General features: G+C 67.3%; 24 protein-coding genes and 2 tRNA genes. 11 read left to right on the top strand and 15 right to left on the bottom strand.

Translation table 11 applies throughout. The annotated features are described in order from the left end of the window. From D5084_RS15885 to D5084_RS15865, 5 genes are all read right to left on the bottom strand, one after another. On the bottom strand, positions 1–204 hold the full coding sequence (locus tag D5084_RS15885) for a YgaP family membrane protein (RefSeq protein ID WP_128516481.1): 204 nt from the start codon (positions 202–204) through the stop codon (positions 1–3). 4 nt (positions 205–208) lie between these two features. Next, entirely contained in the window at positions 209–1,495 is a 1,287-nt protein-coding gene (locus D5084_RS15880) for an NAD(P)/FAD-dependent oxidoreductase (RefSeq protein WP_128516480.1), read from the bottom strand. Positions 1,496–1,513: 18 nt separating this feature from the next. Continuing rightward, entirely contained in the window at positions 1,514–4,717 is a 3,204-nt protein-coding gene (locus D5084_RS15875) for an efflux RND transporter permease subunit (protein ID WP_128516479.1), read from the bottom strand. Continuing rightward, positions 4,710–5,705 (bottom strand): efflux RND transporter periplasmic adaptor subunit, encoded by a 996-nt coding sequence (locus tag D5084_RS15870; protein WP_128516478.1) that lies wholly within the window; start codon positions 5,703–5,705, stop codon positions 4,710–4,712. Before D5084_RS15870 ends, D5084_RS15875 begins: the two co-directional genes overlap by 8 nt. 194 nt (positions 5,706–5,899) lie before the next feature. Then, a tRNA-Gln gene (locus D5084_RS15865) sits at positions 5,900–5,974 on the bottom strand. Positions 5,975–6,087: 113 nt separating this feature from the next. Here D5084_RS15865 and D5084_RS15860 point away from each other — a divergent pair. Further along, the gene (locus D5084_RS15860; RefSeq protein WP_128516477.1) at positions 6,088–7,263 is read left to right on the top strand and encodes a BaiN/RdsA family NAD(P)/FAD-dependent oxidoreductase; all 1,176 of its coding nucleotides are present in this window, start codon (positions 6,088–6,090) and stop codon (positions 7,261–7,263) included. A 2-nt stretch (positions 7,264–7,265) separates the two neighbouring features. Here D5084_RS15860 and D5084_RS15855 read toward each other — a convergent pair whose 3' ends face one another. From D5084_RS15855 to D5084_RS19000, 7 genes are all read right to left on the bottom strand, one after another. Then, a complete protein-coding gene (locus D5084_RS15855; protein ID WP_128516476.1) occupies positions 7,266–7,988 on the bottom strand; it encodes a proteasome-type protease in 723 nt (240 codons plus the stop codon). Positions 7,989–8,016: 28 nt separating this feature from the next. Continuing rightward, positions 8,017–8,823, bottom strand: a complete 807-nt coding sequence (locus tag D5084_RS15850) for a transglutaminase family protein (protein ID WP_128516475.1) — start codon at positions 8,821–8,823, stop codon at positions 8,017–8,019. Then, a complete protein-coding gene (locus D5084_RS15845) occupies positions 8,823–9,773 on the bottom strand; it encodes an alpha-E domain-containing protein (protein WP_128516474.1) in 951 nt (316 codons plus the stop codon). The genes D5084_RS15850 and D5084_RS15845 overlap by 1 nt, the downstream gene beginning before the upstream one ends. A 4-nt stretch (positions 9,774–9,777) precedes the next feature. Next, positions 9,778–11,169 (bottom strand): circularly permuted type 2 ATP-grasp protein, encoded by a 1,392-nt coding sequence (locus tag D5084_RS15840; protein ID WP_128516561.1) that lies wholly within the window; start codon positions 11,167–11,169, stop codon positions 9,778–9,780. Between the two features lie 175 nt (positions 11,170–11,344). Continuing rightward, on the bottom strand, positions 11,345–11,968 hold the full coding sequence (tmk, locus tag D5084_RS15835; protein ID WP_128516473.1) for a dTMP kinase: 624 nt from the start codon (positions 11,966–11,968) through the stop codon (positions 11,345–11,347). Beyond that, positions 11,969–13,123 carry a D-alanyl-D-alanine carboxypeptidase family protein gene (locus D5084_RS15830; protein ID WP_128516472.1) on the bottom strand — a complete coding sequence of 385 codons (1,155 nt, stop codon included), beginning with the start codon at positions 13,121–13,123 and terminating at the stop codon, positions 11,969–11,971. A 16-nt stretch (positions 13,124–13,139) separates the two neighbouring features. Beyond that, positions 13,140–14,384, bottom strand: coding sequence for an SPOR domain-containing protein (locus D5084_RS19000; RefSeq protein ID WP_128516471.1), 1,245 nt, complete (start codon positions 14,382–14,384; stop codon positions 13,140–13,142). A 284-nt stretch (positions 14,385–14,668) separates the two neighbouring features. Between D5084_RS19000 and D5084_RS15820 the strand changes: the two genes are divergently transcribed. Further along, positions 14,669–14,758, top strand: a tRNA-Ser gene (locus D5084_RS15820). Between the two features lie 181 nt (positions 14,759–14,939). Here the strand turns inward: D5084_RS15820 and D5084_RS15815 are convergent. Further along, entirely contained in the window at positions 14,940–15,854 is a 915-nt protein-coding gene (locus D5084_RS15815) for a LysR family transcriptional regulator (RefSeq protein ID WP_202910075.1), read from the bottom strand. 109 nt (positions 15,855–15,963) lie between these two features. On the opposite strand from D5084_RS15815, the gene cuyA reads away from it, so the two are divergent. The 6 genes from cuyA (at position 15,964) to hisD (ending at position 21,769) form a co-directional block, all read left to right on the top strand. Continuing rightward, complete coding sequence (gene cuyA / locus D5084_RS15810) at positions 15,964–16,983, top strand: D-cysteate sulfo-lyase (protein ID WP_128516469.1); 1,020 nt, start codon at positions 15,964–15,966, stop codon at positions 16,981–16,983. Next, entirely contained in the window at positions 16,983–17,687 is a 705-nt protein-coding gene (gene cuyB / locus D5084_RS15805) for a cysteate racemase (RefSeq protein WP_202910074.1), read from the top strand. The genes cuyA and cuyB overlap by 1 nt, the downstream gene beginning before the upstream one ends. A 31-nt stretch (positions 17,688–17,718) precedes the next feature. Then, positions 17,719–18,708, top strand: a complete 990-nt coding sequence (locus D5084_RS15800; protein ID WP_128516467.1) for a taurine ABC transporter substrate-binding protein — start codon at positions 17,719–17,721, stop codon at positions 18,706–18,708. A gap of 64 nt (positions 18,709–18,772) precedes the next feature. Next, positions 18,773–19,561 carry a taurine ABC transporter ATP-binding protein gene (locus D5084_RS15795; RefSeq protein WP_128516466.1) on the top strand — a complete coding sequence of 263 codons (789 nt, stop codon included), beginning with the start codon at positions 18,773–18,775 and terminating at the stop codon, positions 19,559–19,561. Beyond that, positions 19,558–20,442 carry an ABC transporter permease subunit gene (locus D5084_RS15790; protein WP_128516465.1) on the top strand — a complete coding sequence of 295 codons (885 nt, stop codon included), beginning with the start codon at positions 19,558–19,560 and terminating at the stop codon, positions 20,440–20,442. Before D5084_RS15795 ends, D5084_RS15790 begins: the two co-directional genes overlap by 4 nt. A 13-nt stretch (positions 20,443–20,455) precedes the next feature. After that, positions 20,456–21,769: a histidinol dehydrogenase gene (gene hisD, locus D5084_RS15785; RefSeq protein WP_128516464.1), complete on the top strand. Its 1,314-nt coding sequence runs from the start codon at positions 20,456–20,458 to the stop codon at positions 21,767–21,769. 55 nt (positions 21,770–21,824) lie between these two features. Here the strand turns inward: hisD and arsB are convergent, their stop codons facing one another. Continuing rightward, complete coding sequence (gene arsB / locus D5084_RS15780; protein ID WP_128516463.1) at positions 21,825–22,844, bottom strand: ACR3 family arsenite efflux transporter; 1,020 nt, start codon at positions 22,842–22,844, stop codon at positions 21,825–21,827. Further along, on the bottom strand, positions 22,841–23,161 hold the full coding sequence (locus D5084_RS15775; protein WP_128516462.1) for an ArsR/SmtB family transcription factor: 321 nt from the start codon (positions 23,159–23,161) through the stop codon (positions 22,841–22,843). Before D5084_RS15775 ends, arsB begins: the two co-directional genes overlap by 4 nt. Positions 23,162–23,301: 140 nt before the next feature. On the opposite strand from D5084_RS15775, the gene D5084_RS15770 reads away from it, so the two are divergent. Genes D5084_RS15770 through D5084_RS15760 form a run of 3 tightly spaced genes read left to right on the top strand, consistent with a single transcriptional unit; the run spans position 23,302 to position 26,769 of the window. Then, positions 23,302–24,150, top strand: coding sequence for a PhnD/SsuA/transferrin family substrate-binding protein (locus tag D5084_RS15770; protein WP_155523141.1), 849 nt, complete (start codon positions 23,302–23,304; stop codon positions 24,148–24,150). After that, complete coding sequence (locus D5084_RS15765) at positions 24,147–25,574, top strand: sensor histidine kinase (protein ID WP_128516461.1); 1,428 nt, start codon at positions 24,147–24,149, stop codon at positions 25,572–25,574. The genes D5084_RS15770 and D5084_RS15765 overlap by 4 nt, the downstream gene beginning before the upstream one ends. Further along, positions 25,567–26,769, top strand: a complete 1,203-nt coding sequence (locus tag D5084_RS15760) for a sigma-54-dependent transcriptional regulator (RefSeq protein WP_128516460.1) — start codon at positions 25,567–25,569, stop codon at positions 26,767–26,769. The genes D5084_RS15765 and D5084_RS15760 overlap by 8 nt, the downstream gene beginning before the upstream one ends. Positions 26,770–26,790 lie beyond the last annotated feature (21 nt).

Genomic DNA, 26,790 nt, shown 5'->3' with positions numbered 1-26,790 from the left:
CTATTCGAAGGCACAGCCCTTCTTGATCCCCATCGCCCGGAACACCATCGCCGCCGGGCAGAAACCGGTGAACGACGATTGCAGAAGGTTGAGGCCGATGAAGACGGTGAACCAGACGAACAGCGGCGAGACATAGACCGTCAGCACGACGCTGAGAAGGACCATGACCCCGGCGAAACGCAGGACCGCAGCATCAAGTGTCATTTCGTTACCCTTTCGTGGTTTCTTTCAGTTTGTCGATCCCCAGCACCTTCAGCGCGAGGCTTTCGTAGAACGGTTCCGAGGTGCCCTTCCGCAGCTTGCGGATGAAGTATTTCTCGAAGCCCGCCTTGGCGACATGGACCCATTTGCCCGATGACGACCAGTTGACGTTCCGGGGCGGGATCTGGGGTTGCGCGACAAAGGCGATGCCCCCGTCGCCGAAGTCTGCCAGGCAGACCGCGTTCCAGGTGCCGACGCTGTCGGGTTCCTTGCCGCGCACCAGATTGCCGATGTTGTGCGCCGTCGCGGTGACCATGGATTCGATCATGAACCCGGTCTTCGGGACGCCGCAGGGAACAGGCGTCGGCCCCATCGGCGGGATCGCCACGCAGACGCCCACGGCGAAGACGTTCTTGTACTTGGGGTTCTGCTGGTGCTTGTCCACGATGGTGAAGCCGCGCGGGTTCGACAGGCCCTCGATTCCCGAGACCGGCTTGATCCCCCGGAAGGCGGGCAGCATCATCGAGAAGGCGAAGGGCAGGTCACGTTCGGCCTTCACGCTGCCGTCCTCGTTCACTTCCTCGACGAACATGTGGCCGTCCTCCACCCGCTTGATCCGGGTGTTGGTCATCCATTTGATGTGCTTTTCGCGCATCTGGGATTCCAGAAGCCCCTTGGTGTCGCCGACCCCATCCAGGCCCAGGTGGCCGATGTAGGGCTCGGGCGTGACGAAGGTCATCGGCACCTTGTCGCGGATCTTGGCGCGGCGCAGGGCGGTTTCCAGGATGAACAGGAATTCATAGGCCGGGCCGAAACAGCTGGCCCCCTGCGCCGCACCGATGATGACCGGGCCGGGATTGGCCAAGAGCTTTTCGAAGACCTCCTTGGCCGCCAGCGCATGGTCGATGTGGCAGACCGACTGCGTGAAGCCGCCATGCGGGCCAAACCCCTCGATCTCGTCGAAGGCCAGCTCCGGCCCGGTGGCGATGACGATGTAGTCGTAGGAAATCGACTGCCCGTCGACGAGTTCGATGCGGTTTTCCTCGGGGTGCAGCTTTTCGGCGGCGACGGGGATGAAGTCGATCCCCTTCTTCTTCATCACCGGCGCGAGGTCCACCGTGATGTCCTCGCGGTCGCGCCAGCCCACGGCGACCCAGGGGTTCGAGGGCACGAAGTGATACTTCGGGTCCTTGGTGACCACGGTCACGCGGTCTTCGGGACGCAACTGGTCCTTCAATTCGTAAGCCATGATGGCGCCGCCAAGTCCGGCCCCGAGTACAACGACATGTGCCATTTCAGTCTCCTCTTCTGATCAGGCTGTGGGTTCCGCCCCGGTGCGGAAGACGCGGTAGATGGCCGGGATGACAAGGACGGTCAGCAGGGTCGAACTCAGCAGACCGAACAGCAGGGAAATCGCGAGACCCTGGAAGATCGGGTCGGCCAGGATGACCACCGCGCCGATCATGGCGGCGATGGCGGTCAGGAGGATCGGCTTGAAGCGGATCGCGCCGGCCTCGATGAGAAGGTCCACGGTGACGCCGCCGCCGTGGCGGATGAAGTCCACCAGAAGGATCGAGTTGCGCACGATGATCCCCGCCAAGGCGATGAAGCCGATCATCGAGGTGGCACTGAAGGGTGCCGCGAACAGCCAGTGGCCCAGCATGATGCCAAGGAAGGTCAGCGGGATCGGCGTCAGGATCACGAGCGGCAGCTTGAACGAGCCGAATTGCGCCACAACCAGGATGTAGATGCCGAGGAGTGCCACCGCGAAGGCCGCCCCCATGTCGCGGAAGGTGACGAAAGTCACTTCCCATTCGCCGTCCCAGAGCAGGGTCACCTTGCCCTCGTCCTCGGGCTGGCCATGCAGCGAGACCGTGGGCCTGGTGCCTTCCGGCCAGTCCATTTTCTCGATCTGGTCGGCGACGGCCAGCATCCCGTAGAGCGGGGCCTCGAAGTCGCCCGCCAGTTCCGCCGTCACCATCTCGGCGTTGCGGCCGTTGTGGCGGAAGATCGGGAAGCTTGCGGCCTCCTCCTTGACGCGGATCACATCGCCCAGTTCGACCACTCCACGCGCGCCGGGCAGGGCATTGGCGGGGATCGGCGTGGTCAGGAAGCGTTCGTCCAGCACCCGGTCGGCCTTGTCGCGGCCCACCACCAGCGGGATCGGCAACCGCCCCTCGCCCCGATGCGAATAGCCCACGGTCTGCCCGCCGTTCAGCAGCGCAAGCGTGTCGAACACGTCCTGTTCCTGCACGGCGTAGAAGTCGAGGTCGTCCGAAGAGATCGTCGCCCGCAGCCGCCGCGCCTGAGTGCCGAAGCTGTCGTCCACGTCCACGATGAAGGGCACGGCTTCGAACGCCCGGCGGATCAGGGTTGCGGCCTGGCGACGGGTATCGGCGTCGGGGCCGTAGACCTCGGCCAGCAGGGTCGAGATCACCGGCGGCCCCGGCGGGGGTTCGACGACCTTGAGGCTCGTCCCCTCGGGCACCGGCAGCGACTTCAGCCTCTCGCGCAGATCGAGTGCGATGTCATGGCTCGTCCGGTCGCGGTCGGTCTTGGGCGTCAGGTTGATCGCCACTTCGCCAAGCTGCGGTTCGGACCGAAGGTAATAGTGCCGCACCAACCCGTTGAAGTTGAAGGGCGCGGGCGTCCCGGCATAGGTCTGGGCGGATGTGACCTCGGGCAGGCCCATCACCACATCGGCCACGTCGCGGGCCACCCGGTCCGTGGCCTCGACGGAGGAGCCCTCGGGCAGGTCGATGACCACCGACAGTTCGGACTTGTTGTCGAAGGGCAAGAGCTTGACCGTCACGTCCCGGGTGTAGAGTGCTGCGAGCGAGCCGAAGGACAGGGCGGCGATGACCAGCAGGAAGGTCAGGCTGCGGGTCCTGGTCTTCAGCACCGGCCTTGCCACCGCAGTATAGGCCTTCGCGAGCCAGCCGCCGTGATGGCCGCCGTATTCGTCGTCCTGCGCATGGTCGTGCATGTCGGAGCGGCCGGCGATCTTGACCATCAGCCAGGGCGTGATGATGACCGCGACGAAGAAGGAGAAGATCATCGCCGCCGAGGCATTCGCCGGAATGGGCGACATGTAGGGGCCCATGAGGCCACTGACGAACAGCATGGGCAGAAGCGCCACCACCACGGTCAGGGTCGCCACAATGGTCGGGTTGCCGACCTCGGCCACCGCCTCGATCGCGGCTTGCAGGCGGGGTTTGCGGCGGTCCATGCCCCAGTGGCGGTCGATGTTCTCGATCACCACGATGGCGTCATCGACGAGGATGCCGATGGAGAAGATCAGCGCGAACAGCGACACGCGGTTCAGCGTGAAGCCCATCACCCAGGCGGCGAAGAGGGTCAGAAGGATCGTGACCGGGATCACGATGGCGACCACACCGGCCTCGCGCCAGCCGATGGCCAGCCATACGAGCGCGATGATCGACACGGTCGCAAGGCCGAGGTGGAACAGAAGCTCGTTCGCCTTTTCGTTCGCCGTCTCGCCATAGTCGCGGGTGATGGTGACGGTCACGCCATCGGGGATCAGCTTCTCTTGCAGCGATTCCACGCGGTGGAGCACGTTTTCGGCCACCACCACGGCATTCGCCCCTGCCCTTTTCGCAATCGCCAGCGTCACCGCCGGGCCCGATGCCCCGTCCTTGGCCAGATGCGAGACGATCACATCCCTGGTGTTTTCCACATACCGCACCGTTGCGACGTCCGAGACATAGACCGGCCGGCCGTCGCGGGTGGTGAGCAGAAGATGTTCGACCTCGGCAGGCGCGGTCAGCGTCTCTCCGGCCACGAGGTCCACCATCTGGCCCTGATCGCGCAGTTTGCCGGTGTTCAGCGTGCGGTTCGCCTGCGCGACCTTCCCGGCCAGTTGCTGCAGCGTCACGCCATACAGCGCCAGCCGGTCAGGGTCGGGTTCGATGCGGATCGCGTCCTGGGCGTCGCCGACAAGGTAGGTCAGCCCGACATCCTCGGTCTTTGCCACCTCGGTCTGAAGCGTGCGGGCGATGCGGGTCAGGTCGTTGGCGGTCAGGTCCTCGGCCGACAGGGTCAGGGTCAGGATCGCCACGTCGTCGATGCCGCGCCCCACGATCAAAGGCTCGGGGATACCCACCGGGATCGCGCCGATATTCGCGCGGACCTTGTCATGCACCCGGAGGATCGCGTCTTCCGACCGCGTGCCGACCTTGAAGCGCGCCGTCACCATCGCGGCGTCGTCGCGGGTGGAGGAATAGACATGTTCGACGTCGTTGATGCCCTTGACGATGACCTCGAGCGGTTCGGTCACCAGCTTGACCGCATCCTCGGCCTTCAGCCCCTGCGCCATCACATGGATGTCGACCAGGGGGACCGAGATCTGCGGCTCTTCCTCGCGCGGGAGGCTGACCAGCGCGACCAGACCGGCGGCCAGCGCGGCAAGGATGAACAGGGGCGTGAGGGCCGAGTTGATGAAGGCCCTGGTCAGGCCCCCGGCGATCCCCAGAGGATGCTTGGCGCGCTCAGTCATGACCCACCTCGGCGGCTGGCACGACCACGTCGCCCGCCTTCAGGCCGCTGACCACCTCGACCATCTCGACCCCGTCGAGGACCCGCACCTCACCCGGAACGATGGAGCGCAGCACGGGACCCTCTGCCCCCTGCACACCGACGAAATCCAGACCGGCCCGCGTCACCACGTCGGCCTTGGGGACAAGGAGCGCATCCCTTTCCCCCACCGGAAGCCGCACCAGCATCCGGGCGCCGACATAGGTGTCGGGCAGACCGGTGATTTCCACGTCGGCAACGACCCGGCCGCCTTCGATGAGAGGGTAGACCCGGGCCAGCGTGCCCTCGCGGTCGGCCTCGCCTTCGGAGATCATGATCCTGTCCCCGGCTGCCAGTGCCGTCGCGTGACGTTCCGGCACGGCGATCCGAAGGAAGGTGCCGCCGCCGCCCACCACGGCCACGACCTCGCCCGGCATCAGGACCGCCCCCTTCGTCAGGGGCACGTCCAGCACACGGCCTGCGACCGGGGCCAGGACGATGCCTTCCTTCGCCTGCTGCGCGATCACGTTCGACTGGGCGTCGAGCGAGGCGATCTGGCCTTTCAGCACATCGACCTGCGTGCGCAGGGCATCGACGCGCTGGGTCGTGGTGACGCCGTTCTTCAGGAGATCCTCGCCGCGCCGCAAATCAAGCTCGGCATTCGCCAGTTGGGCGGCGATCGCCTCACGCTGAGCGGCCAGGGCTGCCAGCTGGAAATCGAGTTTGTCATCGACGATGCGCGCCAGTTCCTGCCCGGCCGTCACCTCGTCGCCCTCGGCCACCGTCAGCTCGACAAGGGTCCCGCCGATCCGCGCCCGGGCCGGGATGCGGTCACGCGCCTCGACAGTGCCGTAGACGGCCTTCCAGTCGGTGATCGGCGTCGGGGCGACGGTGAAGGGCTCGGCCAGAAGCGGCAGGGGGCTGGTTGCGATCAGGGTGCAGACCAGAAGCGCGGGAGAAAGGCGGGACATGCGACTCGGGCTCCAGTTATCTATTCACAGCTATAAAGGTTTCTATATGAAGATTGCAAGAGGCGTCTTCGTGGACCCTTCCCGGCCGGTCACGAAGGCAAGTGGAGACAGGCGAAGCTGTGCGGCATGACGACATGACGACCGCTTAAGCGCCTGATCCGCGCGATGATGTCATCGTCATCATAGGGAAGGATTGGCTGGGGCGCTAGGATTCGAACCTAGGTATGGCGGTACCAAAAACCGCTGCCTTACCACTTGGCGACGCCCCAACCGTGCGGCGGTGTTTAGCGAAGGCGATTGGGGCGTGCAAGGCCCCTCTTGCCGAAAAATGCGGTCTCGTTTCGCGGCTTGTCGGACGCGGCGGGCAAGGCTAGGACGGGGCATGGCATGGGACGCGATCATCCTGGGCGCCGGGGCTGCCGGCATGATGGCGGCGGTCGAGGCCGGGCGGCGCGGGCGCAGGGTGCTGGTGATCGACCATGCGAAGGCCGCGGGCGAAAAGATCCGCATCTCGGGCGGGGGGCGGTGCAATTTCACCAACCTGAACATCGCGCCCGAGCGGTTCCTGTCGCAGAACCCGCGCTTTGCGCTGTCGGCGCTGAAGCGGTTCACCCAGTGGGATTTCATCGCGAGGATGGATGCGGCTGGGATCGCCTGGCACGAGAAGACGCTGGGGCAGCTGTTCTGCGACGGCTCGGCGACGCAGGTGGTGGCGATGCTGGTCGGCGACATGCAGCGGGCCGGCGTGACCCTGTGGCTGGACTGCGCAGTGGGCGAGGTGCGCCGCGACGGCGCGGGGTTCGTGGTTCAGACGGCGCGGGGGCCGCAGGTGGCGCGGGCCGTGGTGGTGGCGACCGGGGGCAAGTCGATCCCGAAGATGGGGGCGACGGGGTTCGGCTATCAGCTGGCGGAACGCTTCGGTCTGCCGGTGGTCGAGACGCGCCCTGCCCTCGTGCCCTTGACCTTTGCCGAGCAGGAACTTGCCTGGATGCGGCCCCTGGCCGGGGTTGCGGTCGATGCGCGGGTGACGGCGGGGCGGACGGGGTTCGACGAGGCAGTGCTGTTCACCCATCGCGGGCTGTCGGGTCCGGCGATTCTTCAGGTTTCGTCCTACTGGCGCGAGGGCGAGCCGATTCATGTCAACCTTGTGCCGGGGCTGGACCTGGGGGCAGAGTTGCGGGCGGCGAAGGCGGCGCAGGGCAGATCGGCGCTGCGCACGGTGCTGGCGCGCTGGGTGCCGGAGCGGCTGGCGCGGCATCTGGAGGAGGCGGCGGGGGTCAGTGGCCCGATGGCGGAACTGTCCGGCGCAGCCCTGGACCGGATCGCGGCCGGCATCAACGGCTGGCGGCTGCTGCCGGTGGGGTCCGAGGGCTATCGCACCGCCGAGGTGACGCTGGGCGGGGTGGATACCCGCGCGCTGGACGGCCGCACGATGGAGGCGAAGGGCGTGCCGGGCCTCTATTTCATCGGCGAGGTGGTGGACGTCACCGGCTGGCTGGGCGGCTACAATTTCCAGTGGGCCTGGTCCAGCGGCTGGGCCGCCGGGCAGGCGCTGTAACGTCAGATCTCGATCCTGGCAAAGCCGTCGCGCAGCGCGTTGGACCAGGCTTCGGACATGGCGCGGAACTGGGGGTCCCCGGCCTCGATCCGGCGGCGCAGCGTGACCTTGCAGGCGTCGCGTTCGATCACGGCGAGGTCCAGCGGCATCCCGACGGACAGGTTCGACCGCAGCGTCGAATCCATCGACAGAAGCACCGCCTTCTGCGCATCGGCGAGGCTTGTCGATGGCTTCACCACGCGGTCGAGGATCGGCTTGCCGTATTTGTGTTCGCCGATCTGCAGGAAGGGCGCGTCTTCCGTGGCTTCGATGAAATTGCCCTCGGGGTAGATCAGGAACAGGCGCATCGCCCCGCCCTTGCGCTGGCCGCCGACGATCATGCTGGCGCTGGCACCTTGCGCGGCCGAAAGCTTGTGGTCAATCCCGGCCCGGACCTCGGCCAGCTTGTCGCCGACGATCTCGGCCACCTTCAGCATGGTCGGCGCCAGCATGATCGAGGTCTCGGGCGTGGCCTCGGGGTCCTCGATCGCCTCGCGCAGCTGGGCGAGCGTGGTCTGCGTCACCGACAGGCTGCCTGCCGTCATGATGACGATCACCCGCTCGCCCGGGTCCTCGAAGGTGAACATCTTGCGGTAGGTCGAGATGTTGTCGAGCCCGGCATTGGTGCGCGTGTCCGACAGCATCACCATGCCTTCGTTCAGCAAAAGGCCCACGCAATAGGTCATTCATTATCCCCCGGAATCGGGCCAGAGCCTATTGGGCGGCCTGCTGGATCGCAACCGTCACATCCATCGCCTCTCCTGCCCCGCCCCGCGCGATGCCGCGGATGGGCGCGGCGTCCTGGGCGTCGAAGCCCGAGCCGAGCCGGATGTAGCGCGCATCCGGGCAGCAGCGGTTCGCGGGGTCGAAGCCGACCCAGCCGAGACCGGGAACGAACAGTTCGGCCCAGGCATGGGCGGCCTCATGCGCCTGGCCCTCGGCATCGGCGAAGAGGTAGCCCGAGACATAGCGCGCCGGGATGCCTCGGCTGCGGGCACAGGCGACAAGCGCATGGGCGTGATCCTGACAGACGCCCTCGCCCAGAGCCAGCGCCTCGGCGGCGGTGGTATGGGCGTGGGTGACGCCGGGGCGATAGGCGATGGCGTCCGAGACGGCGGCCGAAAGCGCATGGGAAAGCGACAGGATGTCGGCGCCCGTGGCGGTCGCGGCCAGTTCTGCCAGAGCAACGTCGATGCGGGTGGGGAAGGTTTCCCGCAGGTAACAGTCCGGCGCCACGGTTTCGCGGTGTCCGCGCAACACGCCGGCAAGGTCTTCGGTGTCCACCGAGCCGCGCACCCGGACGGTGACGTCGCTGACCGGCCCCGCGACGGTCCAGCCCTGGATCAGGTCCCCTGCCCCGTCGCGGTGCCGCGCGCCCCTGGTGCCGCCCTCTACGCTCACCTCCCAGTCGATGACCTTCTGGCCGGCAAAGGTCGAGGGCATCAGGCGGTGGCTTTGCACGACCGAGCGCGCGGGCGCGTCATAACGGTAGCGGGTGACATGATCGACGGTCAGGCGCATCAGCGCATCTCTCCGCTGAGGTAGGAGGCATGGATCGCGTTGGCCAGATGGGCGGCCTCGGCGATATAGCGGGTGAGGAACTCGTGCAGACCCTCGTCGAAGATCGCCTCGACGGTGGCGGATTCGATCCCGGCGGCCAGGCTGCGGGCGACGCCCTGCGCTGCGGTCTCGCGGCCATAGGCCTTGGCCAGGCGGCCCAGGTGGTTCATCAGACCTGCCGTGCAGGTGGCAAGCGACCGGGGCGACTGCGGGTTGCGGATCAGGAAATCGGCGATCTTCATCGCGGTCACCTCGCCGCCATAGGCCCAGTGAAAGGCGCGCTGCGCCCCCATCGCGCGCAGAAGCGTGGTCCACTGGTAGTTGTCGAGGCCCGAGCCGACGAAATCGACCCGCGGCAGAAGGACGTAATACTTCACGTCCATCAGGCGCGCGGTGTTGTCGCCGCGTTCGAGGTAGTAGCCGATGTTCAGGAAGTTGAACCCGTCATCGCGCAAAAGCGTGGCGTCGATGGCCCCGCGCAGCATGGCGGCGTGCCGCATGGTCCATTCGGTGAGCCGGGACAGCTCCAGCGTGGACCGCTCGGCGCGTTCAAGCTGCTTGAGTTCCTGAAACGCGGTGTTGAGCGCATCCCAGACCTGCGTGGTGAGTGCTGTGCGGACGATGCGGCCGTTCTCGCGCGCGGCGGTGATGCAGGAGGCGATGGAGGACGGGTTGTCGCGGTCGAAGAAGAGGAAGCTCTCGATGTTGCGCTGCACGGTCTGGCCGTATTTCTGCGCGAAGGACTGGGCCATGCCGGTCGCCTGCAACAGGCTGTCCCATTCGCTGCGGTAGCCCTGGGCCGAGGGCAGCAGGCTGATGCGCGATCCCACTTCCAGTAGGCGCGCGACGGTATCGGCGCGTTCCATGTAGCGTGCGATCCAGTACAGGTTGTCGGCGGTGCGGCTCAGCATCCTGTCACTCCGCCAGAACCCAGGTGTCCTTGACCCCGCCGCCCTGCGACGAGTTCACGACCAGCGATCCCTCCTTCAGCGCGACGCGGGTCAGGCCGCCGGGAACAAGTTCGATCCGTTCGCCGACCAGACAGTAGGGGCGCAGGTCGACGTGGCGGGGGGCGATGCCTTCCTCGACGAAGGTGGGCACGGTGGACAAGGCCAGCGTCGGCTGGGCGATGTAGTTGCCGGGGTCTTCGACGATCTTGGCGCGGAAAGCCTCGATCTCGGCCCTGGTGCATTTCGGGCCGACGAGCATCCCGTAGCCGCCCGAGCCGTGGACTTCCTTGACGACCAGATCGGGCAGGTTTGCCAGGACGTGTTTCAGGTCCTCGGTCTTGCCGCATTGCCAGGTGGGCACGTTCTGGAGAATGGGTTCCTCGCCCAGGTAGAAGCGGACCATGTCGGGGACATAGGTGTAGACCGCCTTGTCGTCGGCCACCCCTGCCCCGGGCGCGGAACAGATCGACACGCCGCCGGAGCGGTAGACGTCCATCAGACCGGGGACGCCAAGCATGGAGTCGGGGCGGAAGCACAAAGGGTCAAGGTAGGCATCGTCGATGCGGCGGTAGATCACGTCCACCCGCTGCGGGCCTTCGGTCGTGCGCATGTAGACATATTCGCCCTCGACAAAGAGGTCCTGGCCTTCGACCAGTTCCACCCCCATCAGGTCGGCCAGCAGCGAATGTTCGTAATAGGCGCTGTTGAAATGGCCCGGGGTCAGGATCACCACCGTCGGCTCGCCCTTGCACTTGGCGGGGGCGACGCTGGAGAGCGTGCGGCGCAGCTTTTCGGAATAGGTGTCGACGGGTTCGATGCGGTTCTCGCGGAAGAGGTCGGGAAACATCCGCATCATGATCTCGCGGCTTTCCAGCATGTAGCTGACACCCGAAGGCGTGCGGCAGTTATCCTCCAGCACATAGAAGTCGTCAGGCCCTGTGCGCACGATGTCGACGCCGACGATATGGGAATAGACGCCCTTCGGGGGCACGAAACCGGCGACGGCCTTTTCGTAGGCCTCGTTCTGGTAGACGAGGCGACCGGGGATGCGACCGGCGCGGATGATCTCGCCCCGACCATAGACATCGACGAGAAAGGCGTTCAGGGCGCGGGCGCGCTGCTTGATGCCGCGTTCCAGCCGCGACCATTCCGACGCCGAGAACACGCGGGGGAACATGTCGAAGGGGATCAGCCGGTCGGGGTCGCCGCCTTCGCCATAGACCGCGAAGGTGATGCCGATGCGGCGGAACAGGGCCTCGGCCTCGGCCTGTTTCAGGCTGCGGAGCTCCTCGGGCATGGTGGCAACCCAGTCCTTGAGCCGCGCATAGGGCGGGCGGACGGAAGTGCCCTCGTACATCTCGTTGAACTGGCTCACCCATTCCCCCTGCTGGTTCTGACCCGACTAGAGCAAAGCCTGCGGCGCAGGAAAAGCCTTTCCCGATCCGAATGCGCCCGTCGGGTGACCAGTTGCACAAGAAATGGGCAGCACCATCCGGCAGGGTTGCGGCAATGCCGGAAGGTGGCCGGATCGGTCAGGCAGAGGGCAAATGCGGGTCAAGCGCGGCCAGCACACGGGCGGCGACAATGTCGGCGGTCCCGTCGGCGTCGATTACCCGAAACCTCGGGTGGCGGGAGGCAAGCGCCAGAAACCCGGCGCGGGCTTTCTGCTGGAAGGCCAGACCCATGTCCTCGAACCGCAGTTCGGTTCCGGCGCGGGCGTTGGCGCGCGACAGGCCGACGGCGGGGTCGATGTCGAAAAGCAGCGTCACGTCCGGCTCGACCCCGATCATCAGACTGTGCAGCCGGTCGACCGTGTCGGCCAGATCGCCCCGGGTGATGCCCTGGAAGATGCGGGTCGAGTCGGCGAAACGGTCGGTGATGACGATCTCGCCCCGGTCTAGCGCAGGACGGATGGTCTTTTCCAGATGATCGCGGCGGGCGGCGGTGAAGAGCAGGATCTCGGTCTCGGCCGACCAGCGGTCGACATCCCCTTCCAGCACCAGACGGCGGATCTCCTCGGCGCCCGGACTGCCGCCGGGTTCGCGGGTCAGCGTCACGGCATGGCCGCGCGCGCGCAGGGTTTCGGCCAGCCGACGGCCCTGCGTCGACTTGCCCGAGCCGTCGATGCCTTCCAGAGAGACGAACAGGCCCGGCATTCAGCTGGCCGCCGCCCCCAGGTAGCGGTCGTACAGCCATCCTGCCGCGGTGGTCAGGCGATCGAGAAAGCCAGCCTTGCCGACGTCGGTTTCGGCCACCAGCTGCACCCGGCGATCGGGCAGATCGGGGGAATGCACGATCAGTTCGGCCACTGGCGCGCCTTTCGCGACGGGGGCGATCAGGGGGCCGTTGTAGATCACTTCCGCCGTCACGCTGTCCTGCACCAGGGCGGGCACCAGAAGACGCACGTCCTCGGCCGGAACAAGGCCTACGGTCCTGGCAGCCCCCAGGTGGACCTCGGCCTCGGCCACGCGGACGCCCCCCTTGACCACGGTCTTTTCCGAGAACTGCCGGAAGGCCCAGCCGACGATCCGCTCGGCCTCTTCGGCGCGGGCCTTGTCGCTGGGCAGGCCGGTGATGGCAAAGATGATCCGGCGGTTGCCCTGCTTGGCCGAGCCGACAAGGCCATAGCCCGCCTCGGAGGTGTGGCCGGTCTTCAGCCCGTCGGCCCCTACCCCAAGCTCCAGAAGCGGGTTGCGGTTGCGCGCATTGGCCGGGGCGCGGTCCTTGTAGTTGAACTCGGTCTCGGAGAAGATCGGATAATATTCCGGGAAGTCCTCGATCAGCCGCTTGCCAAGGATGCCAAGGTCGCGCATCGACATCCGGTGCCCCGGGTCGGGCCAGCCGCTGGCATTGGTGAAGGTCGATGCCGTCATCCCCAGCGCCTTCGCCCGTTCGGTCATCTGGGCGGCAAAGGCCTCTTCGGTCCCCGCCAGACCTTCGGCGACAACGACGCAGGCATCGTTGCCCGAGTTGATGATCATGCCATGGATCAGTTCGTTCACGGTCGGACGGTCGGTTTCCTGCAGGAACATCGTCGAGCCGCCCATCGCCTTGGCGCGGGAAGATACGGCAAACCGCGTGTCCATCGTCACCCGCCCGTCCTTCAGCGCCTCGAACAGCATGTTGATGGTCATGAGCTTCGACATCGAGGCCGGTGGCACGGGCTGGTCGGCGTTCTTGTCCATCAGGACCGTGCCCGTCGTCATGTCATAGACCCAGGCGGCGGTCGCGGCCGTCTCGAAGGCGCGGACCGGAAGCGCGGCCAGCACCAGGACAAGGCTCATCAGGACAGGGCGCAGTCGGTTCAGCATCGGGTCTTTCCCAGGATCACTTCAGGAAATAGGCGTCGGCAAAGCCGGCGTCCTTGATCTTTTTCAGCATGGCCTCGTCACCCTGCACAACGACGCCCCAGACCGCCTTGCCGTCCTTCTCGGACTTCTGCGCTGTCGCGGTGATGCCGATTTTTGCCAGGGCCTCGGTGGCGCGCCGGGCGTTGTCCTCTTTCGAGAAGGACGCCACCTGGATCGGGCGCACGGGGCCGGCGGCGACAACCGGGGCGTCCTTTGCGGGCGCCGGTGCGGGGGCTGACGCAGCAGCGTCGCCAACCGTGTTGCGCTTGGAGGCAGGGCTCGGCTTGGCCGCCACGGCATTCGGGTCGCGCGCATCCAGCGGGGCGGAAGCGATCGGCGCCACGGCGCCGCTTGTGGCAGTGGGCGCAGCCGGTGTGGCGGCCTCAGCGCCAGCCGTCAGCGAAGCATCGGCCCCAGCCGCAGCGGCTGCGGCTGCGGCCTTGGCCTCGGCTGCTGCCCGCTTCTTCGCCTCGCGCGCGGCCCTGGCTTCGGCCCGGCGTTCCTTCCAAGTCTTGCGCATGGGCTTTTCGCCTTCCGCGGTTGCGGCACCATCGGCGGCGACCGCAGCGGCCCCCGCAGCCGGATCGGCCGCAGCACCGGGAGCGGCGGTCGAACCCGCTGCGGGCTTCTTGCCGTCAACGGCCGCAAGCGCCGCAGAGGCGATCGCCGCAGCTTCACCCGTCCCCGACTTCGCCGGATCGGCCGCGGGCTTGCCCTCGGCACCCGCCGCAACCGCCCCGGCCGCCCCGGCCGCTATGACTTCGGGGGGGGTGACTTCGGGCTCTGCCTTCTCCTCGACCTTGCGCAGGGCGGTGACGCGGATCTCGGTCGGCTGACCGGCGAGGATTCCCAGCGCTTCGGCCGCATCCGAAGACAGCTGCAACCGCGGGCCGGGGTTTTCGCGTTCACGCCTGAACAGCGCGCCGGTGACGGACTTGCCGGTCGCCGGGTTGAAGATCAGCACCCGCTCGGGGTTCCGGGCGTCGGGCGCCGCGACCCAGATGCCGCCCAGCGAGGGGCGCCCGTCCCACAGCGCACTGTCGGTGGCCTGGAAGACCTCGGGCGCCTCGACATCGCGGCTGCCGCCCGTCTTCCTGGACGGGGCCGCTGCCAAGCCGGGCCCATCGCTGGCCGTCGCATTGCCGCCACCGTCGACGCAGCCCATCAGCAGACCTGCCGCCGCCAGACCGAAAATCGTGACCCGAAGTCCCGCTCTTGCCATGTTCCGCCCTCAGAACCGCGCGGTCTGTAGCGCCGCGCTTCACCCATTTCCTTCCCGTGGTGCCGGCCATCCCGCCGGGGCCTTTTCGCCCCTTGTCCCACAGGTCACGCCTGTCTTTTGTGGTCAGCATACTGCCTTGCGCAAGCGGTGGGAAGGGCACAGGCACAAGGCCCCCCTCACGATCAGCGGAATTCGCCATCTTTCGGCGAGACCGACGGCCTTTCAGAATCGAGCCGCGCCGGTTATGCCCACCCCGGCATCCGGCGGTCCCGCGCGGGGTGCATGGAAGTGTGGCCGAGTGGTTTAAGGCTCTGGTCTTGAAAACCAGCGTGGGGGGAACCCCACCGTGGGTTCGAATCCCACCGCTTCCGCCACCTGCCCCAGGAAAACATCACCGTCGCGGTCAGGGCGACGGCAGAGATAAAGGTCCCTGCGCTTCTGTCGCAGCGGGTGGCGCCATGCAGCAAATCGTTCGGTCGATCATGAATGATCCCGATCCGGCCACGGCGGCTGTGGCCTCGCTTGTCGCAGAGGCAGGTTGCCCGTCGCCTGCTGTCATCCGGCAAGGTTCGGCGGGCCGCTCTCGCGCAGCGACAGGATGTGGTGCCACGTCACCTCCTCGGCCGGAGCGCGGGCGCCCTTCAAACGGACGGCCCGCACGGACAAGGGCGAGCCTGGCAGGACATCGGACAGATCGGCGATCCGCCCTTGCGCGATGCCGAGCCGGGCCAGGGTCGCCGGAACCCAGGCCAGGGCAACACCCTCTGCCGCCATCTCGAGCGCGGCCAGCGTCAGCGCGGTCTCGGCCCGAGGCACGGCAATCCAGCCGGGATCAAGCGCAGGCAGGATGCGCTGGGTCATGATCCCGCCGAAGAAGACCTCGGGCGGATAGGCGACATAGGCCAACTCGCCTAGGCCGGCCTGAATAGCCTGGGCCCGGTCCGGCCGCAGCACCGGGATCAGCCGGTCGGACCAGAGGTCGATCGTCTCCAGATACTCGCCCGGAAACGCCGCCTCTCCCGGAAGGCCGTAGACGACGGCCAGATCCGCCGACCGCGACAGGAGAAGGCCGAAGCAGTCGTCGAGGTTGGCCGAGCGCAGCCGGACAAAGACCTCCTGCCCGCCGGACCGGATCCCCTGGATGATCCGGGGCGCAAGCGAGGTCGTCAGCGAGTGCTGACTGGCAATGACGATGCGGTTCGAGGCCACCCGATCACCCCGGCGCAGGTCGACCACCAGCTGGCGCAGGGCTGCCACGATCTGTTCGATCTGGGCAGATTGAGCCTCGGTCATCGGGCGCAGCTGCACCGGCTTGCGGCTTCGGTCGAACAGTTCGACGCCCACATAGTCCTCGATCTGCCGGATCCTGCGCGAGAAGGCCGATTGGGTCAGATTCCGCCGTTCTGCCGCCCCGCTGAACGACCCGGTCTGTGCAATGGCCTGAATGTCTTCCAGCCACTCAAGCCGCATCGGCGCCTCCAACTTGCAATATCTGCAAGATATCGCGTCAATTTCGCATTTGCAATTGCGCAGGTCCTGACTGAATCATGGCATCTGCAAGTTATGAAGGACGCGCCCCATGCATCTCGCCCGGTTTCCCCGCATTTTCCTGGCGCACCTGCCGACCCCGCTGGAACGGCTGGACCGGCTGACGAAAGAACTTGGCGGGCCTGAAATCTGGATCAAGCGCGATGACTGCACCGGGCTGTCGACCGGCGGAAACAAGACCCGCAAGCTGGAATTCCTCATGGCCGAGGCCGAAATCCAGGGCGCGGATACCGTCATCACCCAAGGGGCGACCCAGTCGAACCACGCCCGCCAGACCGCGGCCTTTGCGGCCAGGCTGGGGCTGGCCTGCCATATCCTGCTGGAGGACCGGACCGGGTCGAACGATCCCAACTACAACGGCAACGGCAACGTGCTGCTCGACCATCTTCACGGTGCCACCACCTCGCGCCGCGCCGGGGGCGTGGACATGGCCGCCGAGATGGAGCTGCTGGCCGACCGTCTGCGGGCCGAGGGGCGGAGGCCCTACATCATCCCGGGCGGCGGGTCGAACCCCACGGGCGCGCTTGGCTACGTCAACTGCGCCTTCGAACTCGTGGGCCAGGCCAACGACCGGGGCCTCGTGATCGACCAGATCGTCACCGCCACCGGCAGCGCGGGGACGCAAGCCGGACTTGTCACCGGGCTCAAGGCGCTGAACGCCGGGATTCCGCTGCTCGGCATCGGCGTCCGCGCGCCGAAGGAAAAACAGGAGGCGAACGTCTTCGCCCTTGCCCAGAAGACCTCCGAAAAGCTCGGCTGCCCCGGCGTCGTCGCCCGCGCGGATGTGGTGGCGAACTGCGATTATGTGGGCCAGGGATACGGCATCCCGCGCGCCGACACGCTGGAAGCCATCGCCATGTTCGCGCAGCTGGAAGGCATCCTGCTTGATCCCGTCTATTCCGGCAAGGGCGCGGCGGGGCTGATCGACCTGATCCGCAAGGGCCAATTCAGCAAGGGCCAGCGCGTGGTCTTCCTGCATACCGGCGGTGCGGCGGGCCTGTTCGGCTATGACGCGGTCTTTGCCGAGGACCGGAAGGCGCTGGAGGTCTGATGCGGCGTGTCGGCATCCTGGGCGGCATGGGACCACAGGCAACCATCCTGCTGATGCAGAAGGTGCTGGACGCCACACCCGCCAGTGACGATGCCGACCATCTTCCTCTGATCGTCGACCAGAACCCCCAGGTCCCCTCGCGCATCCGCCGCCTGATCGAAGGGACGGGCGAGGACCCTGCCCCGGTCCTGACCGACATGGCGCGCCGCCTGGTCGCGGCGGGGGCCGAGGCGCTGGCCATGCCCTGCAACACCGCCCACCACTACGCAGCCGACATCCGCGCTGCCGTGACGGTGCCGTTCATCGACATGGTCGACCTCTCGACCCGTCATGCGGCCCGGCTTGCGGGGCCTGGCGGTCGCGTCGGCATCCTCGCCTCGCCCGCCGTGCGGAGGATCGGCCTGTTCGACGCGCCGCTCGCGCGGTCTGGCGTGCAGCCGCTCTACCCTGCCTGCGAAGATGCCCTTCTTTTGGCCATTCGCCGGATCAAGGCAGCAGGTCCGGGGCCCGAAGCCGCCTCTGCGCTGCGCTCGGCCTCGGATGCGCTCTTGCAGCGGGGTGCCAAGGTGCAGATGATCGCCTGTACCGAGTTCTCGCTTCTGGCGGATGCCATGGCGGACGGGGTGACGGCGTTCGACACGCTGGACGTGCTGGTTGCGGCGATCCGGGACTTCGCCGCCGACGGGACGCACGGGGACAGATAAGAACCGACAACGACCAACAGAGGAGACGACCATGAGCCTGAAACTGAAGCATTTCCTTCTTGGCGCCGCTGCCACGGCCCTTCTTGCCGGCCAGGCGCTGGCCGAAAAGGTCATCATCGGCCATTTCGGCAACCCGACGCCGATGCAGCTTTTGTCCACCTCGGACGAGCTGGCCCAGGCCACTGGCTGGGAGATCGAGTGGCGCAAGTTCGACGCCGGGACCGACGTGATCGCGGCCATGGCCTCGGGCGACGTGGTGCTGTCGGAACTCGGCTCCTCTCCGATCGCAATCGGCACGAGCGCCGGCCTGGAGATCGAGCTGATCGCCTATTCGGATGTGATCGGAAAGGCGGAATCGCTGATCGCCCGCGAAGGCTCGGGCATCGCCTCGGTCGCCGACCTCAAGGGCAAGACCGTGGGCGTCCCGATCGGATCGACTGCGCACTACTCGCTGATGGGTGCGCTTCAGCACGAGGGACTGGCCGAGACGGACGTCAATATCGTCGGGATGAAGCCCGACGATATCGCGGCGGCCTGGGGTCAGGGCACCATCGACGCGGCCTGGATCTGGCAGCCGGTACAGTCCGAGATCCTGAAGACCGGCACGCTGGTCGTGGGTGCGGACCAGACCGCCGAATGGGGCTTTCCGACCTATGACGGCTGGGTGGTCAGCAAATCCTTCGCCGAGGCGAACCCCGACAAGATCGTGGCCTTCCTGAAGGCCGTGGACAAGGTCAACGGCATGTATCTGGCAAACCCCGCCGCCTGGACCGCCGACAGCGCCGAGGTGAAGGCGCTTGCCGCCGCGACGGGTGCCGACCCGGCCCAGGTTCCCGGCATCCTCGAAGGCTTCACTTTCCTGCCGATGGCCGAGCAGATCGGCGAGGCCTGGCTCGGAGGAGCCGCGCCCAAGATCAAGACCACGGCGGACTTCCTGGTCAAGGCGGGCCGGATCGAGGCCGCGCTTGACGACTATTCGGCCTTCGTGAACCCGACCTACGCCGCCGCCGCGGCGCAGTAGACCCGATCCTCTCCGCCCGGGCCCCAGGGTCCGGGCGGAGCCCATCGTTGAAGGACCGCGCCTTGTGAGCCTGAACATCGACCATGTCTCGGTGATTTACCCGGCCGCCGACGGGCGCCCCCCGGTGGCCGCGCTCAGCGAGATCGACCTGACCATCGCCGAAGGTGAGTTCGTCGTGGCGCTTGGCGCGTCGGGCTGCGGCAAATCCACGCTTCTGAACCTGATCGCGGGGTTCCTGTCACCCACGACCGGAAGCCTGACGCTGGAGGGCCGCGCCGTCTCCGGCCCCGGGGCCGACCGCGCCGTGGTCTTCCAGAAACACGCGCTGCTGCCCTGGTTGAACGTCCTCGACAACGTCGCCTTCGGGCTTATGCTGCAAGGGGTTGGCAAGGAGGCCCGCACCCGCACCGCCAACGATTACATCGGCCTTCTTGGCCTCGACGGCTTCCAGAACTCTCCGGTCTACAAACTGTCGGGCGGGATGCAGCAGCGCGTCGGCATCGCCCGCGCGCTGACCTGCGACCCGAAAGTGCTGCTGATGGACGAACCGCTCGGTGCGCTGGACGCGCTGACCCGGGAAAAGGCGCAGGAGCTGATCCTGAAGATCTGGGGCGAGACGGGCAAATCCGTCTTCTTCATCACCCACAGCGTCGAAGAGGCGCTGTTCATGGGCACCAAGCTGATCGTGATGTCGCCGCGACCGGGCCGGATCACCCATCGCTTCGACCTGCCCTTCTCGCGCCAGTTCCAGTCCGGCACCCCCGCGCGGAAGGTCAAGGCCTCGCCCGAGTTCATCGCGCTGCGCGAGACCGTCCTGAACATCATCTTCGCCGATGAGGAGGCCCTGGAATGACCCTGTCGCCGCCCCCGAAAGCCCCGGCGAAAGCCGCCGCGAATGGCGCAGGGATCCGGGCCCGCCTCTCCCGCGCGCGCGCCACCAAACCGGGCGAGATTTACGGCGTCCCCGGCCAGGGCAACACCTTCTGGCTCTCGGTCGCCTCCGTCCTCGTCATGCTTTTCGTCTGGTGGCTCGTCACAGCGCTGGGGCTGGTGAAACCGCTTTTCGTGCCCTCGCCCCAGTCGGTGCTGGCCAAGTTCGTGCAGATCTGGAACCAGGGCTTCACCAACACCCCCTTTCTGGAGCATGTATCGATCTCCACCTTCCGGGTGTTCAGTGCCTTCATTCTCGCCTGCCTGATCGGCCTGCCCCTTGGCCTTGCGATGGGGATGAGCCCGGTGATGCGCGGCATCTTCGACCCGCCGATCGAATTCTACCGCCCGATCCCCCCCCTCGCCTATCTGCCGCTGATGATCATCTGGTTCGGCATCGACGAGACCTCGAAGGTCCTTCTGATCTTCCTGTCGATGTTCGCCCCCATCGTCCTGGGCGCCCGGTCCGGCGTGAAGTCCGCCGCCATCGAGCAGATCCACGCCGCCTATTCCTTCGGCGCGACGCGCTGGCAGGTGATGCGCCATGTGATCCTGCCTTCGGCCATGCCGGAAATCCTGACCGCGATGCGGGTCGGCATCGGCTTTGGCTGGACAACCCTTGTTGCGGCGGAAATGGTCGCCGCCACCAAGGGGCTTGGCTACATGGTCCTGTCGGCCAGCCAGTTCCTGCAAACCTCGGTCGTCATCATGGGGATCTTCGTGATCGCGATCATCGCCTTCGCCTTCGACCTTCTGATGCGCTTCCTTGAACGCCGCCTCGTGCCCTGGAAGGGCCGGATGTGACCCGAAAGACCCCATGATGATCTACCTGAAACAAGCCTCGACCACGCCCGAGACCGACAGCCACGACGTCCGCGACCTCGTGCAGGTCATGCTGGCCCGCATCACCGTCGAGGGCGAGACCGCGGTGCGCGACTATTCCCGCACCTTCGACAAATGGGAGGGAGACATCATCGTCAGCCGCGAAGCTCTGGACGCAGCTGCCGCGCAAGTGCCCGAGAGACTGAAGGACGACATCCGTTTCGCCCACGCCAACATCCGCCGCTTTGCCGAGGCGCAGCGCGCAACGCTGTCCGATTGTGCGGTCGAGATCATTCCCGGCCTGATGGCGGGGCAGAAGCAGATCCCGATCTCGGCCGCCGGCTGCTACGTTCCCGGCGGGCGCTACAGCCATGCCGCCAGCGCGATCATGACCATCACCACCGCCAAGGTCGCCGGCGTCCCCCATATCGCCGCCTGCTCTCCACCCCGCCCCGGCATCGGCATTCCGCCTGCGATCCTTTACGCGATGGACCTGTGCGGCGCCGACGTGATCCTGAACCTGGGCGGCGTGCAGGGCGTGGCCGCCATGGCGCATGGGCACTTCGGGCTGCCCAAGGCCGACATCCTCGTCGGCCCAGGCAATCAGTATGTGGCCGAAGCCAAGCGGATGCTGTTCGGCCAGGTCGGAATCGACATGTTCGCGGGCCCGACCGACAGCATGGTCGTCGCCGATGCCTCCGCCGATGCCGAGATCGTGGCCTATGACCTCGTCGGGCAGGCCGAACACGGCTACAACTCGCCCGTCTGGCTGGTCACCGACGACGAACCTCTCGCCCGACGCGTGATGCAGATCGTCCCGGACCTCATCGCCTCGCTGCCCGAGGTCAACCGCGAAAGCGCCCGCGCCGCCTGGGACAACATGGCCGAGATCATCCTCTGCGACAGCCGCGAGGACATGGCACGGGTCGCCGACGCTCAGGCCCCCGAACACCTGCATGTGCAGGCCCGCGACCTTGACTGGTGGCTGGACCGCCTGCGCGCCTATGGCTCGCTGTTTCTGGGCGAAGAGACCACCGTGGCCTTCGGCGACAAGACCTCGGGTCCGAACCACGTCCTGCCGACCTCGGGGGCTGCCCGCTATACCGGGGGCCTTTCGGTGCACAAGTTCATGAAGACCGTCACCTGGCAGCGCGCCACACGTCCCGCTGTCCGCCCCCTGGCCGAGGCCACGGCCCGGATTTCCCGGCTGGAAGGCATGGAGGGCCACGCCCGATCCGCCGACATCCGGCTGGCGAAGTTCTACCCCGGCGAGCACTTCGAGCTTGGCGTGCCCGACCTCTCCGCCTGACCTTTCGCCCGCAAGCGCCCGGGCGGGCCGCCGTCAGGGCCGGGCCGACGGAAGGTCATTGCGGAAAGCTGCCCCGCGTGCGGTTGGCAAAGGCCACCAGCGACAGCATCACCGGGACTTCGACCAGGACCCCCACCACCGTCACCAGGGCCGCGCCGGAGTTGAGACCGAACAGCCCGATGGCCACGGCGACCGCGAGCTCGAAGAAGTTCGACGTGCCGATCAGCGCGCAGGGGGCGGCAATCCGGTGCGGCAGGCGCCAGAGATAGGCCCAGCCATAGCCCAGGGCGAAGATGCCGTAGGACTGGATGATGATCGGCACCGCAAGCAGCGCGATCAGGACGGGCTGCGCCAGGATGACCGGCCCCTGGAAGCCGAACAGAAGCACCACGGTCAGCAGAAGCCCCAGGATCGAGGCAGGCTTGATCCGGGCGGTGAAGGCGGCAACCGCGCCCTCCCCGCCTTGCCGGATCAGCGCCGAGCGGGTCAGCGCCCCCGTCGCCAGCGGGATCACGACATACAGGACCGTGGACAGGATCAGCGTCTCCCAGGGCACGGCGATATCGGTGACGCCCAGAAGGAAGGCCACGATGGGCGCGAAAGCCACCACCATGACCAGGTCGTTCAGGCTGACCTGCACCAGCGTATAGTTCGGATCGCCCCTCGTCATCTGCGACCAGACGAAGACCATGGCCGTGCAGGGGGCCGCGCCCAGAAGGATCAGCCCGGCGATGTATTCCGGGGCCTTGGCACCGTCGATCAGCCCCGCGAAGAGATGCTGGAAGAACAGCACCCCCAGCGCCGCCATGGTGAAGGGCTTGACCAGCCAGTTGACCACCAGCGTGATGACCAGCCCCTTTGGCCGCTGCCCGACCGCCTTCAGCGAGCCCAGATCGACCGCCACCATCATCGGATAGACCATGGCCCAGATCAGCACCGCGACGATCAGGTTGACCGAGGCATACTCCAGGCTTGCCAAGGCGGCAAAGACGCCGGGCAACACCGCGCCAAGCGACAGTCCCGCCAGAATGCACAGCGCGACCCACAGGGTCAGATAACGTTCGAAAAGGCTCATGTCGCGGCTTTCGGTTCGGGGATGCAGCAGGCATCACGGTCAGCGGCCTTCAGGGACGCCACAAAATCGGCCAGCACGGACAGTGCCCTGGGGTTCAATGCGTAGCACACGCGCGGGCCGTCGATCTCGCCGGAAATCACCCCGGCCGCCTTCAGGATGCGCAGATGTTCGGACACCGTGGACTGCGCGAGACCCACTGCATCGACAATGGTCCCGCCGATGCAGCCCGGCGTGGCCTGCAACAGGCGCAGGATGCGGATGCGCGCGGGGTGGGCCAGGGCCTTGGCCAGGGTGACTACCGTCTCGTCTTCGGACATGCTGGCCTCATGGCGGGGGTCGGGTTCCGGTCGATCATCGTTGAATTACGATTTGACGGACTGCGCGGCAAGAGCCAGTCTTCACCGCGGGGCCGGGGTGCCGTTCTGGGGCACTGCCTTGCGGCCCGAGGGAGGAAGGGATGCTGACACGGCGGGGCGCGATCCTGATGGCGGCGGCTACCTGTGCGGCGCCGACGGTGCGGGCGCAAGCGGCCGAACCGTTCCGCTTTGCGCTGACCCCGGTGTTTCTGGACAACGATGCCGCCGTGATCTCGGCGCTGCGCGCCGCGCTGGCGTCGGCGATGGGTCGGGAGATCGAGCTTGTCCAGCGGCGCACCTATCAGGAGATCACCGGCGCGCTGCTCGACGGGTCGGTCGATGCCGCCTGGACCTGTGGCTATCCTTTCGTGCAGCATCGGGCAGAGCTGTCGCTGCTGGGTGTGCCGGTCTGGCGCGGCGCGCCGCTTTACCAGTCCTACCTGATCGCTGCTGCCGATGATCCCGCCACCAGTCTTGCCGATCTGCGCGGCGGAGCACATGCCTTTTCCGACCCCGACAGCAACTCGGGCTACCTCGTCACCGCCTCGGACCTTGCCCGCATGGGCGAGGCGCCGGACCGCTTCTTTTCCCGGGCGATCTTCACCTATGGCCACCGCAACGTCGTCCGCGCCGTGGCGGGCGGGCTGACCCGGTCGGGTAGCGTCGACGGCTATGTGTGGGAGGTCCTGAACAGCGTCGAACCCGGCCTGACCGCGCGCACCAGGATCATCACCCGATCCGAAAAGCTGGGCTTTCCGCCCTTCGTCGCGCGCCGCACCCGAAGGAACGAGGCCGGCATCCAGGCCTGTGCCGCAGCCCTTCAAGGCTTTGACCGGACCGATCAGGGTCAGGCGGTTCTGCGACTGCTTTATCTCGACGGTATCACCGCGGGCGAGCCTTTGCTCTTCGACGGGATCGCCGCGCGCATGGCGGACCTGGGGGGTGGATGAAGCTCCTGCGTCGCTTTCGCGTCCTGCCCGTCACGTTGCGCGTGCCGCTGATCTCGGCGGCGCTGATGATCCTTCTGGGCCTTGTGGCCAGCCAGGGCGTTCTGTCCGCCCTTGGCCGCGTGCAGGATGCCCGATTGTCCGAAGCGGCACGCCTGCATGTCGAAGGTCTGTCGGTCGCGCTGGGACCCTCGGTCCTGCGACAGGACGTCTGGGAGGTCTACGACATCCTTGACCGGGCCCGGGCAGGCAACGCGGGGCAGCGACTGCTTCTGACGGTTGTCGCGGACGAGAGGGGTCTGGTGCTGGCGGCGACCGATCCGCGCCGCGCGCCCGTCGGCAAGGATGCAACAGAGTTCGAACAGGGTGCTGTCGCCCCTCAGGCAGTGCGGATGACCGGCGATCCCACCCTGCGGGTGACGGCCCCGCTCCAGTACCAGGGTCGTACGATCGGCAGCATCGTCACCGAACTGGACGTCACCGACCTTCTGGCCGAACGGCGCAATGTCACGCTGTGGCTTCTGGTCGGCAATGCCCTGGCGACGGCGCTGCTGGCCTTCGGCGGCTGGCTTGCCGTGGCGCGCATCCTGCGGCCTGTGGGGGCGCTGGTGCAGGCGATGGATGCCTCGGGAGGCGCACCCCGACCGATCCCTGCCGCCGAAATCCCGCAGGGCGATCCGGGGCTGGCACGGCTGATCCAGACCTACAACCAGATGACGACTGCCGTCGAGGAACGCGCCGAGGCCGAACGCCGCCTGGCCGACCGCGAACGCTTTGTCAGCCTCGGGCGGCTGTCCTCGTCGCTTGCGCATGAGGTGAACAACCCGCTGGGTGGCCTGCTGAACGCGGCCGACACCATCCACACCTATGCCGACCGGCCCGAAGTGGTGCGCCAGTCGGCCGAACTGATGCGGCGCGGCCTGGGCCACCTGCGCGACGTGACCCGCGCGATCCTGGACCAGAACCGGCTTGACCGCGCCGGCCAGCCCTTGCGCCCCGAGGATTTCGAGGACCTGCGCCTTCTGTTCGAGCCCGAGGCGCACAGCCGGTCGCAGGTGCTGGACTGGCAGGTCCACGCAGGCGCGGCCTCGCTGGCGGGGCAACCCGCAGCCCCGGTGCGCCAGGTCGCGCTCAACCTGCTTCTCAACGCGGGCGCCGCGGCGGGCGTCAATGGCCGCGTGGGTCTGCGCGTGACCAACGGTGGGGACGGGCTGTCCATCACGGTCAGCAACACCGGCGCGGCGATGACCGAGGCCGATCTGGCGCGGCTCATGGCCTCCGGCCCCCTGCCCCCGGGCGGCGGCGTGGGCCTTCGGCTGGTGCATGACATCGTCGCGGGCCTAGGTGGAAGGGTGCAGCATGACCGGATCGATGGCCAGACCGTGATCCGGGTCGATCTGCCGGTGCATGGGGGCAAGGATGCTTGAAGGGCGCCGCATCGTTCTGGTCGAGGATGACGAGATCATGGGGGCTTCGCTGCTCCAGCGCCTGACGCTGGAAGGGGCCGATGTCCAGTGGCACAAGGGCATCGCCCGCGCGCTGCCAGCCATCCGCACCACGCGCAAGCCGATCGACGCGGTGATCTGCGACATCCGCCTGCCCGACGGGACGGGCGAAGAGCTTTACGACACCCTCACCCGCACCGGCCATCCGCCGCCTTTCCTGTTCATCACCGGACAGGGCGGGATCGAGCAGGCGGTGCGGCTGATCCGGTCGGGGGCGGCCGATTACATCACCAAGCCCTTCGAGATCGGGGCCTTCCTGAAACGGCTCGCCACGGTGATGCGGCCCCGCGCCGACGAGGAGATGCCGCCCGAAACCGGGATCACCGCCGCCGCGCGCGCCGTGGATCGTCAGGTGGCCGAAGCGGCGGCCCGCGATGACGCGCTGCTGATCCGCGGGGCCTCCGGGCTGGGCAAGCTGCGGCTGGCGCGACGGCTGCATGACCTGTCGGACCGCAAGGCCGCGCCGCTGGTCGTCTGCAACGCCCTGCGCGACAGGGTCGGGTTCGAAGACCTGCAATCCGCCCTGCGCCAGGTCGGCGAGGGCACGCTGGTCGTCATCGCCATCGGACAGCTGGAGTCTGCCGCGCAGGACGCCCTCATGGCCGCGCTTTCCGCGCCGCGCTTCCGGCTGGTCGCCACCATGGGCGTCCCGACTGCCGAGGACTCCGCGCTGCGGGCCGATCTCATGGCGCTTCTGCTCTCGCACGAAATCGTCGTGCCCCCGCTTGCCGATCGCCCCGACGATGCCGTCTGGCTGGCGGCGCGGCTGTTTCCCGGCTTCAACGCCCGTCGCGCGGCGCCGCTGACCGGCCTCGCGGCGACGGCGGAAGCGGCGATCCGCGCGCATGACTGGCCGGGCAACGGACGCGAGCTGCGCGCCCGCCTGATGCGCGCGGTCGAGGCGGCGGAGGGAGAGCTTGTCCTGACCTCCGACCTCTTTCCCGAACGCGCGGCGAACGCCGCTATGCGCTCATTGGCCGAGGTGCGCGACGCGGCCGAACGGGCGCAGATCGTGGCGGCGCTGGACCGGACCGGCGGGCAGGTGGGCGAGGCGGCAAGACTGCTGCGCGTGTCGCGCACCACCTTGTGGGAGAAGATGCAGAAGCTGGGGCTTTAGGCCGCGCGGCGATGTTCGGAA

Origin of the sequence: Tabrizicola thermarum, from assembly GCF_003574395.1 — a bacterium.
GTDB classification, from domain to species: domain Bacteria; phylum Pseudomonadota; class Alphaproteobacteria; order Rhodobacterales; family Rhodobacteraceae; genus Tabrizicola; species Tabrizicola thermarum.
This window is presented reverse-complemented; position numbering and strand designations above follow the sequence as displayed.

Excerpts from the sequence above, each read along its gene's own strand:
- D5084_RS15845 (WP_128516474.1), bottom strand. The coding sequence starts at position 9,773 with ATGCTGAGCCGCACCGCCGACAACCTGTACTGGATCGCACGCTACATG.
- D5084_RS15765 (WP_128516461.1), top strand. The coding sequence starts at position 24,147 with ATGAAGCTCCTGCGTCGCTTTCGCGTCCTGCCCGTCACGTTGCGCGTG.
- D5084_RS15855 (WP_128516476.1), bottom strand. The coding sequence starts at position 7,988 with ATGACCTATTGCGTGGGCCTTTTGCTGAACGAAGGCATGGTGATGCTG.
- hisD (WP_128516464.1), top strand. The coding sequence starts at position 20,456 with ATGATGATCTACCTGAAACAAGCCTCGACCACGCCCGAGACCGACAGC.
- tmk (WP_128516473.1), bottom strand. The coding sequence starts at position 11,968 with ATGCCGGGCCTGTTCGTCTCTCTGGAAGGCATCGACGGCTCGGGCAAG.
- D5084_RS15875 (WP_128516479.1), bottom strand. The coding sequence starts at position 4,717 with ATGACTGAGCGCGCCAAGCATCCTCTGGGGATCGCCGGGGGCCTGACC.
- arsB (WP_128516463.1), bottom strand. The coding sequence starts at position 22,844 with ATGAGCCTTTTCGAACGTTATCTGACCCTGTGGGTCGCGCTGTGCATT.
- D5084_RS15815 (WP_202910075.1), bottom strand. The coding sequence starts at position 15,854 with ATGCGGCTTGAGTGGCTGGAAGACATTCAGGCCATTGCACAGACCGGG.
- D5084_RS15885 (WP_128516481.1), bottom strand. The coding sequence starts at position 204 with ATGACACTTGATGCTGCGGTCCTGCGTTTCGCCGGGGTCATGGTCCTT.
- D5084_RS15800 (WP_128516467.1), top strand. The coding sequence starts at position 17,719 with ATGAGCCTGAAACTGAAGCATTTCCTTCTTGGCGCCGCTGCCACGGCC.
- D5084_RS15850 (WP_128516475.1), bottom strand. The coding sequence starts at position 8,823 with ATGCGCCTGACCGTCGATCATGTCACCCGCTACCGTTATGACGCGCCC.
- D5084_RS15840 (WP_128516561.1), bottom strand. The coding sequence starts at position 11,169 with ATGTACGAGGGCACTTCCGTCCGCCCGCCCTATGCGCGGCTCAAGGAC.
- D5084_RS15790 (WP_128516465.1), top strand. The coding sequence starts at position 19,558 with ATGACCCTGTCGCCGCCCCCGAAAGCCCCGGCGAAAGCCGCCGCGAAT.
- D5084_RS15860 (WP_128516477.1), top strand. The coding sequence starts at position 6,088 with ATGGCATGGGACGCGATCATCCTGGGCGCCGGGGCTGCCGGCATGATG.
- cuyA (WP_128516469.1), top strand. The coding sequence starts at position 15,964 with ATGCATCTCGCCCGGTTTCCCCGCATTTTCCTGGCGCACCTGCCGACC.
- D5084_RS19000 (WP_128516471.1), bottom strand. The coding sequence starts at position 14,384 with ATGGCAAGAGCGGGACTTCGGGTCACGATTTTCGGTCTGGCGGCGGCA.
- D5084_RS15830 (WP_128516472.1), bottom strand. The coding sequence starts at position 13,123 with ATGCTGAACCGACTGCGCCCTGTCCTGATGAGCCTTGTCCTGGTGCTG.
- D5084_RS15880 (WP_128516480.1), bottom strand. The coding sequence starts at position 1,495 with ATGGCACATGTCGTTGTACTCGGGGCCGGACTTGGCGGCGCCATCATG.
- D5084_RS15760 (WP_128516460.1), top strand. The coding sequence starts at position 25,567 with ATGCTTGAAGGGCGCCGCATCGTTCTGGTCGAGGATGACGAGATCATG.
- D5084_RS15775 (WP_128516462.1), bottom strand. The coding sequence starts at position 23,161 with ATGTCCGAAGACGAGACGGTAGTCACCCTGGCCAAGGCCCTGGCCCAC.
- D5084_RS15770 (WP_155523141.1), top strand. The coding sequence starts at position 23,302 with ATGCTGACACGGCGGGGCGCGATCCTGATGGCGGCGGCTACCTGTGCG.
- cuyB (WP_202910074.1), top strand. The coding sequence starts at position 16,983 with ATGCGGCGTGTCGGCATCCTGGGCGGCATGGGACCACAGGCAACCATC.
- D5084_RS15870 (WP_128516478.1), bottom strand. The coding sequence starts at position 5,705 with ATGTCCCGCCTTTCTCCCGCGCTTCTGGTCTGCACCCTGATCGCAACC.